Genomic DNA, 16,928 nt, shown 5'->3' on the forward strand with positions numbered 1-16,928 from the left:
TGCGACGCCCGACATTGGCTCGCGGACTGCGCCTTCCGGTGCGCGTCCCGGTGAAGGTGAACGTCGCAACGTCCTGACTCTGACAAGAGTCAGCCAACTCGCAAGCAATCGCAACCGAAACAACGCCTCGGGCCGATCGTCAATCCAGCGGGACGTTCAGGCGGGTGCCCTTGGTAATAATGCCGCCACGATTGCCGATCTCGATCGAACCATAGCGTTGCCTGAAGCAGTCGGGCAGCGGCCGATCGCCTTCCATGCTGAGCCAGAGGCGCAACAAGTGGCGCTTCTGGCTTGCAGTGGGCCAATCGCGGAATCCGGTCCGGTCATGCAGCAGGGCATGGTTGTAGACGAACTGCATGTCACCGGGCTGAAGCCGCATGCCGAAATGCAATGCGGGGTCATTTGCCAGCGCGTCAAAGAGATCGAGCGCCTCGACGTGAGCCGGCGTCAGTCTCATCGCATCGGGAAAGCGCTGCGCACTATCGATGTACTGGCGTTGGTAGAATCCGGTCAGGAACCCCGCATGCCAATTCAGCACCGGGATTTCGAGATATGGCTTTTCGTTCTCCGGCACCTCGCCTCGCCGGTCGGTCGCGATCGGATCAAACAAGAGGGCGGCGAGGTCGGGACGCCTGTCGAACATCTCGTTGTAGATTGTCGTCGTGCTGACAAGGAGGGAGTCGCCGCCCTCCATGGCCTCCCGAATGCACAACAACCCGACCACGTCGGACGAATCTGTGTGGAATGTCTGCCGTTCCGACGTCTGATAAATTCGCGTGTTGGGATCCCGTGCGTCGGCGCCTGTGTCACGGACGTGACCAAGAATATGGCCGGCTGCATTTTGGGACCGGGCGGATCCGAGATGCGCTCCCACGCCGCAAAAGATCGTGGCGGCAAACTCCTGGCTGTATTTTGCCACCGGCAGGCCCCGTATCACCTCGAAACCCAGGCCAGACAGCAGCGTTGTCCTGAGACCTTCCAGGTGCGCGCCGAATCGAGGAAGCGGAAAGCTTTCCTTCGTGATGCCGGCGATCTCTTGGGTGCTGCCAAGATATGCTTCCGCCGCGCTCTCGAGTTCCGTGATCTCGTCGGCGGTCAGCGATATCAGCCATCGATCAGGACTGGCCTTCACCTCCTCACCTCGCCAGGCCGATGCGATCTCCACCTTTCCAGGAGGTCGATCCATCGCGCTGGGCACCGAGACCGCATTCATGGTGTTCGCTCCCGAGGAGACTGGTCTCGCCACGACTACGCCGTCCGCAACACCGGCGCCGGCGGCTGCGACGGCCGGATCAGTGCAAACGCGACCTGGATGATGCCGCCAGCAAGGCCGAGCGCCACGCCAATGCGCCACGCCATCGTGTACGAGCCGAGCGCGTCGTAGAGCACCCCGCCTCCATAGGCGCCGAGGAAGCTGCCGATCTGGTGGCTCATGAAGGCAAGGCCCTGGATCATGGCCTGCCAGCGCAGGCCGAACATCTCGGCGACGGCGCCCGCGACCAGCGGGCCGACGCCCATCCACAGGAAGCCCATGATCGCGCCGAACAGCAGCGTCGAGAACGGCGTCGCCGGCAGCATGAAATACCAGGCGAGCGCGAGCGAGCGCAGGATGTAGATGCCGCCCAGCAGCGCCAGCTTGTTCCAGCGCTGGCCGGCCCAGCCGAAGAACAGCGAGCCCAGCACGTTGAAGCCGCCGATCATGCCGAGCGTCTGCGCGCTCAGCATCGGATCGAGGCCGCAGATCGCGAGATACGACGGCAGATGCGTGGTCAGGAAGACGAGTTGCATGCCGCAGACGAGATAGGCGCAGGTCATCACCACGAAGGAGGCATTGCCGAACGCCGTCTTCGCAGCCGTCGCCGCGGTGGCATCACCGATGTCATCGGCCGCGGGCTTCGGCAGCGGGACCTGATCGACACGGCCCGCATACCATGCCGCGGGAAGCATCAGCACCGACATGATGACGAAGCCGGCGAGCCCGACCCGCCAGCCAAATCCTTCGTTGAGCAACTGCCCGATCGGGGCCGACAGCAGCGCGCCGAGCGAACCCGCGCCGGAGACGATGCCGAGCACGGTGGAACGCACCGTTGCGGGGACGGCACGCGCCGCCACCGACATCGCGATCGCCGCGGCCGTGCACGCCAGCGACGTGCCGATCAGGACGCCGGCGCCGATCATGATGCTGACGAGACCGTTCGCGGTCGCCATCAGGATGAGACCGACAATGTACATCAGCGAGCCCACGATCATGATCGGGCGGAAGCCGTAACGCACCGTCATCGCGCCGGCGAGCGGCTGGAGAAAGCCCCAGGCGAGGTTCTGCACGGCGAGTGCCAGCGTGAAGTCCGAGATCGAGATGTGGATGTCGTGCGTCAAGGGCTGCATGAAGATGCCGAGGCTCTGCCGCAGCCCCATGCTCAGCGTCAGCATGATCGAGGCGCCGATCAGGATGGGCAATGTCGGCCGCAGAACCTGCAACAGGGGCATTTCATTCTCCCTCGTGGGCGCGGCGCGCGCGCCGGCGTCTGCAATATCAGTTGATTTTGGTTACACAGACCTGTGTAGTTAGGCTATGAAAGGTGCAGGCTGTCAAGCGAACAGGACGCATCCCGCTGCATGGCTCCCCCGACGCCCCCACAGACGATGAAAGAGCGGATCCTTCAGACCGCCGACAAGCTGTTCTATCTGCAAGGCATTCGCGCCATCGGCGTCGACACCATCGCAGCCGAGATCGGCATCTCCAAGCGCACGCTCTACAACCACTTCCCTTCCAAGGACGCCCTGATCGCGGCCTATCTGGAGCGCCGCTTCGTCACTCAGCGCCCCTCGGACAAGCCGCCGGCCGAGCAGATTCTCGCCACCTTCGATTCGCTGGAGCGGCGTTTTGCGGCGACGGATTTTCGCGGCTGCCCGTTCGTGAATGCGGTGGCCGAACTCGGCCCTGCGGCCCGCGCGGTGAAGAAGATCGCGATCGCCTTCAAGGAAAGCCGCCGGGTCTGGTTTCGCGAGCGGCTGAATGAGCTCGGTATTACCGACGCGGACGAGCTGGCGACGCAGCTCGTGCTGCTGGTCGACGGCTCCATCGCCCAGGACCTCGTCCGCGACGATCCCGCGATGGCGCGTGCGGCGAAGGAGGCTGCAAAGGTGCTGCTGCGCAATGCCGGGGTGGATGTGGGGGTTGATAGTGCGAAGAGCGCGGCGAAACCGGATCAGCACTCACCACAGCAATGACCGCTTGCAATAGCGCACAGGTGTCATCACCCGCGAAAACGGTGATCCAGCAATCCAGAGACTATGAGCTAGAATCGAGAGGCCGCGGGTACTGGATTTCCCCTTCACGGGGAATGACAGCGGAGTTTGCCGGATCTGGCGACCCTGACATCATGCACCTGTTTTGCCCGACGAGTCAAGAAAAATTCATAAAATCCGAATATCGTCCACCGCGACCGGCAAGTCCTTGATCCGGCTAGTATCGGCTACTGTGCGTGGGGTTGTTTTCGCACTTTTGTGCAGGCCAGCCTCACGCCGCGTGCGAGACCACCCGGTTGCGCCCGTCGTGCTTGGCCCGATACAGCGCGGTGTCGGCGCGCTTGAGGACATCGCCGACCGCCTCGCCCTTCTGCTCCAGCGTGGTCAGGCCGATCGAGATCGTGACCTCGATGCGCTTGGTGCCCTTGTGGACGGCGAAGGGCTCGCCTGCGATCGAGCGGCGCAGGCGCTCGGCGACCATGCCGGCAACGTGCAGATCAGTCTCCGGCATCACGATGACGAATTCCTCGCCGCCGTAGCGGCAGGCAAGGTCGATGCCGCGGATCGATTTGCGCACGCGCACCGCGAACTCGCGCAGCACGTCGTCGCCGGCGTCGTGGCCGTAATTGTCGTTGATCGACTTGAAGTAGTCGATGTCCAGGATCATCAGCGCGAGCGGTTTGCCGCGCGTGGACGCCTGCTCGGCCAGCGTCGCCAGATGGCTCTCCATGTAGCGGCGATTGTGCAGGCCGGTGAGCGCGTCGGTGATCGCCATCTCGATCGAGTTCTGCACGTTGTCGCGCAAATGATCGGTGTAGCGGCGGCGGCGGATCTGGGTGCGGGCGCGCGCCAAGAGCTCCGTCTTGTCGATCGGGCGCAGCAGATAGTCGTTGACGCCGATCTCGAGACCGCGGAGCAGCCGCGTCGAGTTCTCGGGGTCGGCGATGGCCAGGATCGGCACATGCCGCGTGCGCTCCAGCGAACGCGCTTGGCTGCAGAGCCGCAGGCCGTCGAAATTGTTGAGGTCGAGCGAGACGATCAGCAGATCGTAATTGCCCTCGGCGGCGTGGAACAGCGCCTCCGTCGGGTTCGGCTCGACGTCGATGGTGTGCTCGGCGGCGAGGATCGTCGCCAGCCGCTCATAGGAGGACTCGCGGTCGTCGACGAGGAGAATGCGGCCGCCCTTGCCGGTGTCGGAGACGGCACTGCGCTCGGGCGCCTGCATGCCGATCTCGAGCGAGGTGATGGCGCGCATGCGCAGCTCGTCGGTCATCATCTTCAGCCGCGTCAGCGAGCGCACGCGCGCGATCAGCACGACGTCGGAGACGGGCTTTGTGAGGAAATCGTCGGCGCCGGCTTCCAGCCCGCGGTTGCGGTCGGCCGGGCTGTCGAGCGCGGTGACCATCACGACGGGAATGTGATGCGTCGCCGGATCGGTCTTGAGGCGGCGGCAGACTTCGAAGCCGTCCATGTCGGGCATCATCACGTCGAGCAGGATGATGTCGCATTCGGCGCGGCGGGCCAGCGCCAGGGCCTCGGTGCCGTTCGAGGCCGTCATCACGTCGAAATATTCGGCGGACAGGCGGGCTTCGAGGAGTTTGACGTTGGCAGGAACGTCATCGACAACCAGGATACGCGCGGACACTGTGAACTCACTTCCTATCCGATAAAACGCCGGACCGTCTCAATGAACTTGCCGACCGAGATCGGCTTGGACAAATAGGCTTCGCAGCCGCCCTCGCGGATGCGCTCTTCGTCGCCCTTCATCGCGAATGCCGTGACCGCGACGACGGGAATGGAACGCAGCTCCGGATCGTCCTTGATCCAGCGCGTCACCTCGAGGCCGGAGACCTGCGGCAACTGGATATCCATCAGCACGAGGTCGGGCCGCATCTTGCGAACGAGATCGAGCGCCTCATATCCGTTGCTGGTGCCCGACGTCTGATAGCCGTGTGCTTCCAACAGGTCGCGGAAGAGCTTCATGTTGAGCTCGTTGTCTTCCACGATCAGGACGGTCTTAGCCATCCCGCCCTCCTGTTTGGTCCGATGGACCGATGCATGTGACGCCTCAGGCGCCGCTCGCGGGCGCTTTGAAAACTGGATTCAAACTAGCCTCAGATTTGCTCTAGTTTCGTTAAACCCGAGCGCCGACTTTCTACGACGTGGTTTCCAGTTGCTTGTCTGGGGTCGCAAGACTCAAGCGCGAGACTCGGGCATATTCCAAAGTAGACACTGAAAGTTAATGGAAAGGCAAACCGGGCCCTTGAAAAAGCCTGTTCACAACCCCCGCGAAGTCGCTGAAATCGTTGCGATTCAAGCCCTGTCCTTCGTCGCGGGCGATCCCGAGCGGCTGGGCCTGTTCCTGGCTGAGACAGGGGTCGGTCCGGAGACGCTCCGGAACGCGGCCTCGGACCCGAATTTCCTCCTCAGCGTGCTCGATTTCGTGCTGCGCGATGACGACACCGTGAAGGCCTTTGCCAAGGCCTCGGAGCTGCATCCGACCAATGTTGCTGCGGCGCGGCAGGTCCTGGGCGACGCGCTCGGCGACCGGACCTGGGAGCGCGACGTGCCGTGACCTTCCCTGATACGGCCGGGCCCCGCTGCTTTTGCCGGGATTGTTCGGCCGATCTGGATATGGGCGTACGGCGCTGTTCCGCCTGCGGTTCCCCTCGCCTCGTCCGTCACCGGGCGCTGGCGAGCCTGACCATCGCCCATATCGACTGCGACGCCTTCTATGCGACGGTCGAGAAGCGCGACAACCCTGCTATCGCGGACAAGCCCGTCATCATCGGCGGGGGCAAGCGCGGCGTGGTGTCGGCCGCCTGCTACATCGCGCGCACCTATGGCGTCCGCTCGGCGATGCCGATGTTCAAGGCGCTGGAGGCCTGTCCGCACGCGACGGTGATCCGGCCTGACATGGCGAAATACGTCCGCGTCGGCCGCGAGGTGCGGCAGGCCATGCAGGCACTGACGCCGCTGGTCGAGCCGCTCTCGATCGATGAGGCCTTCCTCGACCTCTCCGGCACCGAGCGCGTGCACGGCATGATCCCGGCCAAGGTGCTGGCGCGCTTTGCCCGCGATGTCGAGCGCGACATCGGCATCTCCGTCTCGGTCGGCCTCTCCTGCAACAAGTTTTTGGCCAAGATCGCCTCCGACCTCGACAAGCCGCGCGGCTTTGCCACGCTCGACCAGGACGAGGCCCGGGAGATGCTCGCTTCGAGGCCGGTCGGCTTCATCTTCGGCGTCGGCCCCGCGACGCAGGAGCGCCTGGGACAGCGCGGTTTTCGCGTGATCGCCGACCTGCAAAAGGCCGACGAGATCGAGATGATGCGGCAATTTCCGAGCGACGGCCGGAGGCTGTGGCGGCTCGCCCGCGGCATCGACGATCGCCGCGTCGAGCCTGACAGGGGCGCCAAGACGATCTCAAGCGAAACCACCTTCGAGACCGACATCCGCGACTTCGCGACGCTGGAAAAAATCCTGTGGCGGCTGTGCGAGAAGACATCGTCTCGTCTCAAGAGCAGCGAGCTGGCCGGCTCAACCGTCACACTGAAGCTGAAGACCGCGGATTTCCGCCAGCGCACGCGCTCGCAGTCGATCGCCGCCCCGACCCAGCTTGCCGCCAAGATCTTCTCGATCTGCCGCGAGATGCTGGCGAAAGAAATCGACGGCACCGCCTTCCGCCTGATGGGCGCCGGCGTCAGCGCGCTGCGCGAAGGCTCGCCTGCCGACGACACCGACATGCTCGACCGCCGCGCCGCCCACGCCGAACGGGCGGTGGACAGCCTGCGCAAGAAGTTCGGCAGCGCCGCGGTGATCCGTGGCATCGCGTATGACGGGCCGGAGAAGACGGAAGAGCGATGACGGGTGAACGCGATCTCGGCGCGCTGCTGAAATATATGAGGCCTGAACTGCGGCCCGGCATCTTCGTCTTCTGCACGATCCCGACGGGCAAACCCATTCCCGCCGCACTCAACCCGCTGCTGACGTTCCGTGAGCAGGAAGGCGCCACGATCGTGATCCTGCGTGAAGAAGCCGAAACGGCAGGCTTACGCTACGCGTTTGCCTCGCGCCTGATCACCCTGACGGTTCACTCCGCGCTCGACGCAGTGGGCTTTCTGGCAGCCATCACGGCGCGTCTGGCCGAAGCCGGCATCAGCGTGAACGCCGTTTCGGCCTTCCACCACGACCATCTGTTCGTGCCCGTCGACAGAACGGACGAAGCGATGACCGTTCTGGAAGAAATGTCCCGCACGTAGCCCGGATGAGCGCAGCGAAATCCGGGACGGTGCATACACGGCGAAAGGCTTTCCGGATTGCGCTGCGCTCCATCCGGGCTACCAGATCAAAACCTCAATCCGCGACGGCGATCGCCTCGATCTCGATCAGCCATTCGGGCGCGGCGAGCGCGGAGACGCCGACGAGGGTGGAGGCCGGCGGCTCCATGCCTTCGAAGAAGGCCGAGCGGGCCTTGCCGATGATCGGGCGCAGCTCCGGCTTGTAGCCAACGACGAAGGTCGTGATCTTCACGATATTGGCGTAGCTCGCGCCGGCCGCCTTCAACGCGTGGCCGAGATTCTGCATCACCTGCGTGGTCTGCGCGGCAAGATCGCCCTCTCCGACGATCCGTCCCTCTTCGTCGGTCGAGACCTGGCCGGAGATGTAGATGGTCCGCGCGCCGGAGGCGGTGACGACGTGGGAATAAGCGGGATTGTGATGCAGGCCGCTGGGGCGGAGATGATCGAGCTTCGGCATGGCTGGCTCCCGGAGTTTGTGGTTGGGAAGAGCGTAGCCGGAGAGCGCGTTCAGAGCTAGATGCGACGCGCAACACTTATGCCCCGTCATCCTGAGGTGCGCGCCATGCGGCGCAAAGCGGCGCATGGGAAGCCTCGAAGGATGCACGGCCCCCGCTGCTACAGTCGGGCCGTCGCCCTTCGAGGGCCGCTGAAGAAGCGACCACCTCAGGGTGACGGTGATAGAGCTAAGCGTGCCGTACTCGGAGTGCCCTGCCCCTCAATTACAGGGCTTGCTGTCCTTCGCATCGAACTTGCCCATCGCGCCGGAGATCACGAAATCATTGTAATCGAGCACGAGTTGGCGAGAGACGCCGTTTTCGTAGAGCTCGAACGCCATCGCATAGACCGGCGTCTGCTCGCCTTCCTTCTGCTGGGCCTCGCGATCGAAATAGCTGACGGTGACGGGCCAGCGCTTCAGCGACTTCATGTGCTCGTCCGAGGTCGACGGATCGGATGCTGTGGCGCGGTCGGCGGAGATCGGCTGGCCGATCACGGTCAGCGTGTTGTAGACCTTCTGGCCGTCGTCGGAGCCGTCATAGACCGACAGCTCGAGCAGCGATTTGCCGTCTTTGGCCGCGGCGATGATGCGCTGGATCTGCTCGGTCGGGAAAACGATCTTGCCATCGAGCGTAAAGCTCTTCGGGGACGGCAGCTTCAGACGGACGTTGATGTGGTCGCCGTCGCGCTCGGCCGAGCCGTCGACGCGGCCGGCATCGGCCTCGTTCATCCGCGTCTCGATCTTGAAGCGATAGCTCTTCCCGGCGGCGTCCTCCCAGGAGTTGGAGCGCAGGTCGCTGAGCGTGATCTTGCCCTCGCCGCTGTCGAGCTCGGAGACCTGGCGGAATTCGGAGGTGTAGCCCTCGCAGGAGCTGCCGGTGAAATTGTAGAGGATGCGGCCCCGCGCGCTGTTGACCGAGTTGGAGCGCGATTTGACAAGGCTGAGATCGTAGAGCGCCTGATGGGCGAGGAATGGACCGTTGGCAGCCCTCGCTTCACCGCCTGCGCCGAAAGCAGCCGCCGCGAGCGCCATCACACCGAGAGAAGTCCGGAAAAGGTGCACCATGTCTCATCCCTGGGGAAAGCGCAGATTCGACATTTTAATGACCGTTCCATTGCGTCGCAACTGAGGCCGTTTCACGTAAAGTTGCTGCCCCGGCGCTGAACCTCCTGCCCTGCCTCGACAAAATGCATCCCCCTCCGGTTGCTTGCATGTGGCGGCACGATGGGCGAAACAGGGCGCGCCTGGCCTCCAGATGGATACGCCAGGGCGGATCATTTTTTGGACAAAGAGGTCGAAGATGGCGGGCACGGTCGAGCAGAAACTGGCGGAACAAGGCATCAAGCTGCACGAGGCCCCCACCCCCGTGGCCAATTACGTCCCGTTCGTGCGCACCGGTAATTTGCTGTTCGTCTCTGGCCAGGTCTGCTTCGATCCCGCCGGCAAGCTGATCGCCAAGGGCAAGCTGGGCGCCGGCGTCTCGATCGAGGAAGGTGCGGCGGCCGCGCGCGGCTGCGCCGTCAATCTGCTGGCCCAGGTCAAGGCAGCGCTGGGCGACCTGGACAAGGTCGTCCGCGTGGTACGCCTCGGCGGCTTCATCAACTCGGCGCCGGACTTCCTGGACGGGCCGAAGGTGCTCAACGGCGCCTCCGACCTGATGGTCGCCGCCTTCGGCGACAAGGGCCGCCATGCCCGCACCACCGTCGGCGTCGCCTCCCTGCCGGCCGATGCGGCAGTCGAGGTCGAAGGCGTGTTCGAGGTCGCCTGACGCGGAGCTGACGGCATTGCGCGCTCCTGATTGGCTGACAGCCCAGCCGGTCGCCCATCGCGGCCTGCATGACATCTCCCGCGGTATCGTCGAGAACATGCCGGGCGCGGTGCAGGCCGCGATTGCTGGCAATTTCTCGATCGAGGTCGACATCCAGCTCTCCGCCGACGGCGAGGCCATGGTGCATCACGACCATGCGCTGGGCCGGCTCACCGAGGCGACCGGCGAGGTGGTGTCGAAGACGGCGGCCGAGCTGAAGGCGCTCAAGTTCAGGGATACCGACGAGCGGATGATGTCGCTGTCCGACCTCTGCGCCATGGTCGCCGGCCGCGTGCCACTGGTGATCGAGGTGAAGAGCCATTTTGGCGGCGACCGCAAGCTGGTGAAGCGGATGGCCGAGGTGCTGGCGTCCTATCAGGGCCCGGCGGTCGGCATGTCCTTCGATCCCGACCAGGTGCTGGCGCTGCGCGAGCTGTTGCCCACCCGCCCGCGCGGCATCGTCGCACAGCGGACCTATGAGGACGAATACTGGGCGAAGCTGACCCCAGCGCAGCGCGACAGCATGATGTACCTGCGCCACGGCTTCCAGACCCAGCCGCATTTCGTCGCCTTCAAGGTCGACCACCTCCCGGCCCCCGCCCCCTGGATCGCCCGCAACGTCTTTGGCTGCGCCCTGCTTGGCTGGACCGTGCGTACCGCGGAGCAGCGGACGCGGGTCGGGCAATATGCCGATCAGATGATCTTTGAGGGATTCGTGCCGTAGGGACTGAGCCGGCTGCTCTCGTGTTCCCGGACGCGCTGCAGCGTGTAACGCTACTGCGTTGAGCCGGGCACGAGACCTGTGTTCCCACCCTCTTGAAGTCGCTGCTGCAATGCACGATCTTGGGCACGATGGCATCATCTGAAATCACGCTCGAGGCGGTACCGTCCATTGCCGAGGTCTCTGCCGAGGATTGGGACGCCTGCGCGAACCCCGGCGGCCGGTGCAATGGAAGCGGCAACGGAACCTCAACCGCCCTCCCAGGCGATTCTCTTGGCCTCTTAAAACCCGCCTATAACCCGTTCGTCTCGCACGCCTTTCTTTCCGCCGTCGAGAAATCGGGTTCGGCGACGATCCGCACCGGCTGGGGGCCCCGTCATCTCGTGGCCAAGGTCGACGGCCGCGTCGCCGGCGTGGTGCCCTGCTATCTGAAATCGCACAGCCAGGGCGAATACGTCTTCGACCGCGGCTGGGCGGACGCCTATGAGCGCGCGGGCGGGCGCTACTATCCGAAGCTCCAGGTCTCGGTTCCCTTCACGCCGGCCACGGGGCCGCGGCTGCTGGTCCGCGACGGCGTCAACCACGAGCGCATCACCGAGGCGCTCGCAAGCGGGCTGGTGGCGCTGTGCGGCGTCAGCAAGGCCTCCTCGGTGCACGTCACCTTCGCGCGCGAGGCGGAGTGGAAGCTGCTTGCGGAACACGGCTTCCTCCAGCGCACCGACCAGCAGTTCCACTGGCACAATGAAGGCTTTGCGAGTTTCGACGATTTCCTGGCGACGCTGAATTCGCGCCACCGCAAATCGATCAAGCGCGAGCGGCGCGATGCGCTCGCGGCCGGCGTCACCATCCACTGGCTCACTGGCAAGGACATCACCGAGGACGCCTGGGACGCCTTCTTCGAATTCTACATGGAGACCGGCTCACGCAAATGGGGCCGCCCTTACCTCACGCGCGAGTTCTTCTCGCTGATCGGCGAGACCATGAGCGAAGACGTGCTGCTGGTGATGGCCCGCCGCAATGACCGCTGGATCGCGGGCGCGATCAACTTCATCGGCTCGGACACGCTGTTCGGCCGTAACTGGGGCGCGGTCGAACATCATCCCTTCCTGCATTTCGAGGTCTGCTACTATCAGGCGATCGACTTCGCGATCAAACGCGGCCTGCGGAATGTCGAGGCCGGCGCTCAAGGCGAGCACAAGATCGCGCGCGGCTACCTGCCGAAGACGACCCATTCCGCCCACTTCATCGCCGATCCCGGCCTGCGCCGCGCCGTCGACGATTATCTCAAGCGCGAGCGGGCCTATGTCGCCGAAGCCGGACGGGAGCTGGCCGAGCTCGGCCCGTTCCGGAAAGGTGCCGACGAGGCGCCTTGACGGTTCGCATTCGCTGGTGACAGTAAGCGGAAATTCTAAGCTCAAAATTCTTGGGAGCCGCCGCCATGACCGCCTACGACCCCAACAACATCTTCGCAAAGATCCTGCGCGGCGAGTTTCCCTGCCACAAGATCTATGAGGACGAGCACGTCTTCGCCTTCCTCGACATCATGCCTCGCGTGCCGGGCCATACGCTGGTGATCCCGAAGGCCCCTGCCCGCAACATCCTCGACATCGCGCCGGACGATTACGCCCATGTCGCCCGCGGCGCGCACAAGATCGCCGCCGCCGCGATGAAGGCCTTCAAGGCCGAAGGCATCACCGTGCAGCAGTTCAGCGAGCCCGCCGGCGGACAGGTGGTGTTTCACCTGCACATGCATGTGTTGCCGCGCCACGACGGCGTCGCCATGCTGCCGCCCGCCAGCCGCAAGGAAGATGTCAAAGTGCTGGAAGAGAACGCGACCAGGCTTATCGCGGCGCTGAAGGCGGGCTAGGTCTAGCCCCGTAGCCCGGATGGAGCGAAGCGCAATCCGGGACCTTCCCCGCATTCCGCTCCGCTCCATGCGGGCTACGAGACCTCACTCCGTCTGAAAATCCCCGGCCTGCGGCGCTGCCAGCGGCGTGAACTCGCAGCGGTCCGGCTTGATGTCGATCAGCGGCGTGTGGTCGATGCAGTCGAGGCCACGCACCAAAATCGCATTTCCCTCGATGCCGACCAGCTTGACGATGGAGGTGCCGATCGGGTTGGGCCGCACCGGCGAGCGCAGCGAGAACGTGCCGCGGGTCTTCTCGTTGTTCTTCGGGCTTTGCAGGATGATGTCGCGGCGCGACTTGTCGAGCCAGTAGAGCACTTCGAGATTGCTGTAGAAATCGACGCCCTTGATGGCCGGCACGAACGGCTCGAAGATCTCGAGCCGGCAGATCGGGCCGTCCTGACGCCCCTGCCGCGGCGTCTCCAGCCGCGAGGTCCAGGGCGTGCGGATGCGGCCGATGAAGACGAGGCCGGCATCCCCGGTGGACGGCAACTCGATGGCGACCTCGCCCTCGCGGAGCTCGTTTTCGCGAACCATAATTCCTGTTCCCAGCTGTTCGGACGCGGTTTTAGCCCAACCACCACTTGCCGGCCAGCATGAAGACTTCGCCCGCGACCACGCCCGCGAAGATCGAGCGGCGGGTCAGCAGGAAGACGACGAGGCCGGCGGCGACGGCTCCGTAGCGCAGGACGTCAGGCACGCTGGCGAGCGCTCCGGGCGGCTGGACCACGATCTGGGCGATGACGCCGGCGAGGATCGCGGTGGCAACCGCCCGGACCCAGACCAGCAGCTCGGAGCCCTCGTCGATGCCGCCGCCGAACCACAGGCCCAGCATGCGCCAGATCTGGTTGGGAACGACGCCGGCGACGAACAGCACCGCCAGCGCCTGCCAGTCGCCAATGAGTTGCGCGTAGCTCACGTGCGCACCTCCCGCCACCAATGCACGCCATAGGCGATCGAGCCGGCGACAAGGCCGCTGACGAGGATGTCGAGGCCGGAATTCATCTTCGCCGCGATGGGATAGAGCAGCACGCCGAGCGCCAGCGCGACGACGTCGGCGGCTTCGCGGCTGTTGCGCGCGGTCGAGAACAGGAACGACAGCGGCGTCAGCAGCAGGATCGCCGCCCCAAGCGTCTGCGTCAGATTGGCGGCGAGGAAATAGCCGATCGTGTTGGCGGTGAGGCACACCGAGACCAGACCGAAGCCAAGTCCGTTGACGAAGGCGATCCGCCGCTCGCGCGGCACCTGCGGCAGGAAGCGATGGCATTCGACCCACAGCGTCACCGCCGTGAGATGTGCCGCAAAGAACAACTCCCGGCGCCTGGTCGTCGGCGTGCGCATCAAAGGGAGCACGGAGACCACCATCGGGAACAGGCGGATGGCGCTGACGGTGACCGCGATCGCCGACTGGATGACGGTGGCGCCCGAGCCCAGCGTCGTGATCAGGATGATCTGCGCCGGACCCGCCCAGACGAACAGCGTCGAGCAAAGCGCCCAGAGCAGGCTGAAATGCGTGTCATGGGCGAGCGCGCCGATGCCGAGATAGGTCGCAAACAGGACGAGCGTGAGGATCGTCTGCGTGATCGAGCGCAGCCCCCACGCAAAGGCGCGCCAGGGACTTTGCCATTGAGGGGAATCGAGCGGAGGGAGCGCCACGGGAGTTTTGGTCGGGGTTGCGGAATCGTGCACGCATAACGGGCAATGCGGCGGCTGGCGTCAAGGAAGCGCGTGGCGGGGCTGGCATGCGCGGGTGGAGAGCCCCTACCCGCTCACACCCCGGTTCTTCAGCACGAAACAAGCGCCATGCGCCTTGCGTATGCGATTGCACAGATCATCCGCCTCACTGCGCGTATCCGCACCGATCCGCACCTGATAGAACGCGCGCGTGCCGCGGCTGCGCATCACCGAGCTGAGCAGGCTCGGGTCGCGGTCGCCGATCACAGCGCTGAGCCGCGTCACCGCACGCGAATACATCGCCAGCGCCCTGTTGCGATCGAAGCCGGCGGCGAGCTGCACGCCCCAGATCTTTGCGGCCGCGAGCTCGACATGCTGCTCCAGCTCTGCGACGAAGGCATTTGGCGCACGCTTCAACAGGGCCATCAGATCGCGGCAGCTGGTCGGCGGCGAACTCGGCGGCCCCTTGCCGGTCGCTCCCGCCTTCGCCCACGCATCGACGCTCGTGCCGGTGATGGCATAGACGTAGTTGCGGGTCTGCTCCGGCATCGGGCCGGTGCCGGTGAGCCATTCCTGCACCCGCCGCGGCCCCGCATTGTAGGCGGCTGCAGCGAGGCCGAGATTGCCGAAATGGTTGCGCAGCTCGTTCAGGAATTCGGCCGACTTCGGCAGCGCCTGCACCGGATTGAAGGGATTGAGCAGCCCGCGCTCGCTCGCGGTGCCCGGCATGAACTGGGCGATCCCCTGCGCGTGCTCGCCGCTGCGCGTCATCGGCCCTACCGCGTCGGCCTGGAAGCGGCTTTCCTGCCAGATCACCCGGGCGAAGAATTCCAGCGGAAGATTGGCATCGCGCGCGGCTGCCTCCACGATCAGGCAGATCGATTCCCGCGTGTCGCTCTCGCGCGCATCCGGTTTCGCCGGCGGCACCGCGAGCTCTCCGACGCTCGGGACGGCGGCATCGGTCTCTGCAGGCGTGCTGTCCCCCGCGGCAACCCTCAACGTGGAGACGAGCAGCGCGGCAATGGCCAATGATGCAATTCGCGCCAATGCTGCCCAAGCATCGCCGTGGCGCGAGCCGTCGCGGCATGCGACAAGATGATCTGCCATGTTGTGGCATCGTGCCATGGTTCGACGAGTCGCCAATCTATGCTGCCTGACCTGCTTCTCCCAATGCGCATCCCCGCCAAACGGATCCGCGCGCTCCTTGCCCTCGCCGCCCTCCTGCTGTCCGCCGGGCCGGCCATGGCGCAGGTCAGCTGGCGGATGACCACGGAATATCCGCAAAACAACATTTCCGGGATCGGCCTCACCACTTTCGCCGATCGCGTCGCGGCGCGTACAAACGGTTTCGTGACCGTAGCTAACGCCTTCGACAACGAGCTCAAGATCAACTCGGGCGAAATGCCGCGCGCTGCGCTGGATGGCCGCATCGCCGGCGGCGATGCCTTTGCCGGCGCGCTGTCCGGCCTCGATCCGGTGCTCGGCCTCTCCACTCTGCCCTTCCTGGTGCAATCGGTCGACGTCGCCCGCGCCACCAATGCGCGGGCGCGCCCGCTCTATGAGAAAGCCTTTGCCGCACGAGGCTTGAAACTGCTTTATCTGACGATCTGGCCGGCGACCGGCCTCTGGTCGGATCACGCGCTGGCGGGCACCGACGATCTGCCGAAGCTGAACCTGCGGGCCTACGATGCCAATTCCAGCGCGGTGATGCGCGCGGCCGGCGCCAATGCGCAGTTCCTGCCGATGGACAAGGCGCTTGCCGGATTGAAGGAGCATCAGCTGAACGCGTTCCTCACCTCCGGCGACGGCGGCGCGGGACGAAAGCTCTGGGACTTCCTGCCGCATTTCACCGCGATCAATTACGCGATGCCGGTCTCGATCGCCTTCGTCCGCACCGAGGTGTTTGCCGCACTGTCCGAGCCGATGCAGCGCGAGGTGATGGCGGCCGCAGCCGAGACCGAGCAGAGCCAGTTCGCGCTGCTGGCCCATCGCACCGCAGAGAATTATGCGCGCATGCGCGACAACGGCGTCACCATCGTCGAACCCGCACCGCAATCCCTCGTCGCAGCATTGCGCAGCGCCGCAACAAGCACGATCACGGCCTGGGAGGCCCAGGCCGGCCCTGATGCCACGGCGATCGTCGATTGGGCCCGACAGCAATAGGCGGTCGCAGCCACCAGCGGCATACGACCGCTGCGCTGCCGCGGGACGCCCGCCGGTTTCGTCCTGCGCGGCTTCAGTTCGTGACGGGAACCAGGTTTTCGCCCCTGATGGCGCGGTCGAGGGCGTCGATCAGCGCCTGGATCTCCACGAACTTGTTGCGCGCCCGCTCCGCGGTGTCGCGCACGAAGGGAGCCGCCAGCACTTTTGCATGCGCGTCCCTGTCCTCGATCATACGATCGCGGGCCTTCTTCAGTGTCTCAAGTCTCTCGCTCATCCGGGCTCTCCTTCAGATATTGTCTCGATCGCGGCCCAAGGCGGCCGAGTTAGCCCAGGCCTCAGTCGAGGCCCGCCGGAAGCTCGCCCTTGCGGAAGAACACCGTAGGCTCATCGTCGTAATCGCCGGTTTCGGGATCGCCGCTCGACGAGAACGCAACGACTCCGAGCTTGCTCAAGGCCAGTCTCTCCGCGGTGCGCAGCGCGCCGCTTTCCGACTTGCAGACGATGGGAGCGTCCGGCTTGAGATGGCCTCCTTTGCCGGCATCGAAGGCCTGCACCACAAAGGTTGTTTCGCGGACCATGAGGGCTTCCTTTGGCCGGCCGTGACACGTGGCTGA

The 16,928-nt window shown here is 65.0% G+C and carries 21 protein-coding genes; 9 read left to right on the forward strand and 12 right to left on the reverse strand.

What is annotated here, in order from left to right:
• Positions 1-139: 139 nt before the first annotated feature.
• On the reverse strand, positions 140-1,213 hold the full coding sequence (locus tag PMI42_RS01860; protein WP_008130056.1) for a TauD/TfdA family dioxygenase: 1,074 nt from the start codon (positions 1,211-1,213) through the stop codon (positions 140-142).
• 35 nt (positions 1,214-1,248) lie between these two features.
• The gene (locus PMI42_RS01865) at positions 1,249-2,487 is read right to left on the reverse strand and encodes an MFS transporter (protein WP_008130058.1); all 1,239 of its coding nucleotides are present in this window, start codon (positions 2,485-2,487) and stop codon (positions 1,249-1,251) included.
• Positions 2,488-2,616: 129 nt separating this feature from the next.
• Between PMI42_RS01865 and PMI42_RS01870 the strand changes: the two genes are divergently transcribed.
• Complete coding sequence (locus tag PMI42_RS01870) at positions 2,617-3,231, forward strand: TetR/AcrR family transcriptional regulator (RefSeq protein ID WP_008130060.1); 615 nt, start codon at positions 2,617-2,619, stop codon at positions 3,229-3,231.
• 289 nt (positions 3,232-3,520) lie between these two features.
• Here the strand turns inward: PMI42_RS01870 and PMI42_RS01875 are convergent, their stop codons facing one another.
• Positions 3,521-4,894, reverse strand: coding sequence for a PleD family two-component system response regulator (locus tag PMI42_RS01875; protein ID WP_008130062.1), 1,374 nt, complete (start codon positions 4,892-4,894; stop codon positions 3,521-3,523).
• Between the two features lie 14 nt (positions 4,895-4,908).
• Entirely contained in the window at positions 4,909-5,274 is a 366-nt protein-coding gene (locus PMI42_RS01880; protein WP_008130064.1) for a response regulator, read from the reverse strand.
• Between the two features lie 238 nt (positions 5,275-5,512).
• Between PMI42_RS01880 and PMI42_RS01885 the strand changes: the two genes are divergently transcribed.
• Genes PMI42_RS01885 through PMI42_RS01895 form a run of 3 tightly spaced genes read left to right on the forward strand, consistent with a single transcriptional unit; the run spans position 5,513 to position 7,508 of the window.
• On the forward strand, positions 5,513-5,824 hold the full coding sequence (locus PMI42_RS01885; protein WP_008130066.1) for a DUF3572 domain-containing protein: 312 nt from the start codon (positions 5,513-5,515) through the stop codon (positions 5,822-5,824).
• Positions 5,821-7,113, forward strand: a complete 1,293-nt coding sequence (locus PMI42_RS01890) for a DNA polymerase IV (protein ID WP_035964249.1) — start codon at positions 5,821-5,823, stop codon at positions 7,111-7,113. The genes PMI42_RS01885 and PMI42_RS01890 overlap by 4 nt, the downstream gene beginning before the upstream one ends.
• Complete coding sequence (locus PMI42_RS01895; RefSeq protein WP_008130069.1) at positions 7,110-7,508, forward strand: ACT domain-containing protein; 399 nt, start codon at positions 7,110-7,112, stop codon at positions 7,506-7,508. The genes PMI42_RS01890 and PMI42_RS01895 overlap by 4 nt, the downstream gene beginning before the upstream one ends.
• 94 nt (positions 7,509-7,602) lie before the next feature.
• Here PMI42_RS01895 and PMI42_RS01900 read toward each other — a convergent pair whose 3' ends face one another.
• Together PMI42_RS01900 and PMI42_RS01905 are read right to left on the reverse strand one after the other, a co-directional pair.
• Positions 7,603-8,004 (reverse strand): RidA family protein, encoded by a 402-nt coding sequence (locus PMI42_RS01900; protein ID WP_008130070.1) that lies wholly within the window; start codon positions 8,002-8,004, stop codon positions 7,603-7,605.
• 258 nt (positions 8,005-8,262) lie between these two features.
• Positions 8,263-9,108, reverse strand: a complete 846-nt coding sequence (locus PMI42_RS01905) for a cell envelope integrity EipB family protein (protein ID WP_008130071.1) — start codon at positions 9,106-9,108, stop codon at positions 8,263-8,265.
• A 235-nt stretch (positions 9,109-9,343) separates the two neighbouring features.
• Between PMI42_RS01905 and PMI42_RS01910 the strand changes: the two genes are divergently transcribed.
• The 4 genes from PMI42_RS01910 (at position 9,344) to PMI42_RS01925 (ending at position 12,438) form a co-directional block, all read left to right on the forward strand.
• Complete coding sequence (locus PMI42_RS01910) at positions 9,344-9,811, forward strand: RidA family protein (protein ID WP_008130072.1); 468 nt, start codon at positions 9,344-9,346, stop codon at positions 9,809-9,811.
• Positions 9,812-9,827: 16 nt separating this feature from the next.
• On the forward strand, positions 9,828-10,574 hold the full coding sequence (locus tag PMI42_RS01915; RefSeq protein ID WP_008130073.1) for a glycerophosphodiester phosphodiesterase: 747 nt from the start codon (positions 9,828-9,830) through the stop codon (positions 10,572-10,574).
• Between the two features lie 128 nt (positions 10,575-10,702).
• A complete protein-coding gene (locus PMI42_RS01920) occupies positions 10,703-11,944 on the forward strand; it encodes a GNAT family N-acetyltransferase (protein ID WP_008130074.1) in 1,242 nt (413 codons plus the stop codon).
• A 65-nt stretch (positions 11,945-12,009) separates the two neighbouring features.
• The gene (locus tag PMI42_RS01925) at positions 12,010-12,438 is read left to right on the forward strand and encodes an HIT domain-containing protein (protein WP_008130075.1); all 429 of its coding nucleotides are present in this window, start codon (positions 12,010-12,012) and stop codon (positions 12,436-12,438) included.
• Positions 12,439-12,522: 84 nt separating this feature from the next.
• On the opposite strand, the gene tsaA is transcribed toward PMI42_RS01925, so the two are convergent.
• The 4 genes from tsaA to PMI42_RS01945 all read right to left on the reverse strand — a co-directional run bounded on the left by tsaA (position 12,523) and on the right by PMI42_RS01945 (position 15,258).
• Positions 12,523-13,014 (reverse strand): tRNA (N6-threonylcarbamoyladenosine(37)-N6)-methyltransferase TrmO, encoded by a 492-nt coding sequence (gene tsaA, locus PMI42_RS01930; RefSeq protein WP_008130076.1) that lies wholly within the window; start codon positions 13,012-13,014, stop codon positions 12,523-12,525.
• Between the two features lie 31 nt (positions 13,015-13,045).
• The gene (locus tag PMI42_RS01935; RefSeq protein ID WP_008130078.1) at positions 13,046-13,396 is read right to left on the reverse strand and encodes an AzlD domain-containing protein; all 351 of its coding nucleotides are present in this window, start codon (positions 13,394-13,396) and stop codon (positions 13,046-13,048) included.
• A complete protein-coding gene (locus tag PMI42_RS01940; protein ID WP_035964252.1) occupies positions 13,393-14,133 on the reverse strand; it encodes an AzlC family ABC transporter permease in 741 nt (246 codons plus the stop codon). Before PMI42_RS01940 ends, PMI42_RS01935 begins: the two co-directional genes overlap by 4 nt.
• Positions 14,134-14,238: 105 nt before the next feature.
• Positions 14,239-15,258, reverse strand: a complete 1,020-nt coding sequence (locus tag PMI42_RS01945) for a lytic transglycosylase domain-containing protein (protein WP_240535192.1) — start codon at positions 15,256-15,258, stop codon at positions 14,239-14,241.
• A 39-nt stretch (positions 15,259-15,297) separates the two neighbouring features.
• Here PMI42_RS01945 and PMI42_RS01950 point away from each other — a divergent pair, with 39 nt between their 5' ends.
• The gene (locus tag PMI42_RS01950) at positions 15,298-16,314 is read left to right on the forward strand and encodes a TRAP transporter substrate-binding protein (protein ID WP_008130081.1); all 1,017 of its coding nucleotides are present in this window, start codon (positions 15,298-15,300) and stop codon (positions 16,312-16,314) included.
• Between the two features lie 73 nt (positions 16,315-16,387).
• Here the strand turns inward: PMI42_RS01950 and PMI42_RS01955 are convergent, their stop codons facing one another.
• Complete coding sequence (locus tag PMI42_RS01955; RefSeq protein ID WP_008130082.1) at positions 16,388-16,588, reverse strand: hypothetical protein; 201 nt, start codon at positions 16,586-16,588, stop codon at positions 16,388-16,390.
• Between the two features lie 61 nt (positions 16,589-16,649).
• Entirely contained in the window at positions 16,650-16,892 is a 243-nt protein-coding gene (locus PMI42_RS01960; protein ID WP_008130083.1) for a hypothetical protein, read from the reverse strand.
• Positions 16,893-16,928: the final 36 nt, after the last annotated feature.

Source organism: Bradyrhizobium sp. YR681, assembly GCF_000282615.1.
Lineage (GTDB): Bacteria > Pseudomonadota > Alphaproteobacteria > Rhizobiales > Xanthobacteraceae > Bradyrhizobium.

What these genes read in the sequence shown, in the direction of transcription:
- PMI42_RS01920 (WP_008130074.1), top strand. Translation starts at nt 10,703, where the DNA reads ATGGCATCATCTGAAATCACGCTCGAGGCGGTACCGTCCATTGCCGAG.
- PMI42_RS01960 (WP_008130083.1), bottom strand. Translation starts at nt 16,892, where the DNA reads ATGGTCCGCGAAACAACCTTTGTGGTGCAGGCCTTCGATGCCGGCAAA.
- PMI42_RS01865 (WP_008130058.1), bottom strand. Translation starts at nt 2,487, where the DNA reads ATGCCCCTGTTGCAGGTTCTGCGGCCGACATTGCCCATCCTGATCGGC.
- PMI42_RS01905 (WP_008130071.1), bottom strand. Translation starts at nt 9,108, where the DNA reads ATGGTGCACCTTTTCCGGACTTCTCTCGGTGTGATGGCGCTCGCGGCG.
- PMI42_RS01870 (WP_008130060.1), top strand. Translation starts at nt 2,617, where the DNA reads ATGGCTCCCCCGACGCCCCCACAGACGATGAAAGAGCGGATCCTTCAG.
- PMI42_RS01955 (WP_008130082.1), bottom strand. Translation starts at nt 16,588, where the DNA reads ATGAGCGAGAGACTTGAGACACTGAAGAAGGCCCGCGATCGTATGATC.
- PMI42_RS01925 (WP_008130075.1), top strand. Translation starts at nt 12,010, where the DNA reads ATGACCGCCTACGACCCCAACAACATCTTCGCAAAGATCCTGCGCGGC.
- PMI42_RS01860 (WP_008130056.1), bottom strand. Translation starts at nt 1,213, where the DNA reads ATGAATGCGGTCTCGGTGCCCAGCGCGATGGATCGACCTCCTGGAAAG.
- PMI42_RS01910 (WP_008130072.1), top strand. Translation starts at nt 9,344, where the DNA reads ATGGCGGGCACGGTCGAGCAGAAACTGGCGGAACAAGGCATCAAGCTG.
- PMI42_RS01895 (WP_008130069.1), top strand. Translation starts at nt 7,110, where the DNA reads ATGACGGGTGAACGCGATCTCGGCGCGCTGCTGAAATATATGAGGCCT.
- PMI42_RS01900 (WP_008130070.1), bottom strand. Translation starts at nt 8,004, where the DNA reads ATGCCGAAGCTCGATCATCTCCGCCCCAGCGGCCTGCATCACAATCCC.
- tsaA (WP_008130076.1), bottom strand. Translation starts at nt 13,014, where the DNA reads ATGGTTCGCGAAAACGAGCTCCGCGAGGGCGAGGTCGCCATCGAGTTG.
- PMI42_RS01950 (WP_008130081.1), top strand. Translation starts at nt 15,298, where the DNA reads ATGCTGCCTGACCTGCTTCTCCCAATGCGCATCCCCGCCAAACGGATC.
- PMI42_RS01945 (WP_240535192.1), bottom strand. Translation starts at nt 15,258, where the DNA reads ATGGCAGATCATCTTGTCGCATGCCGCGACGGCTCGCGCCACGGCGAT.
- PMI42_RS01880 (WP_008130064.1), bottom strand. Translation starts at nt 5,274, where the DNA reads ATGGCTAAGACCGTCCTGATCGTGGAAGACAACGAGCTCAACATGAAG.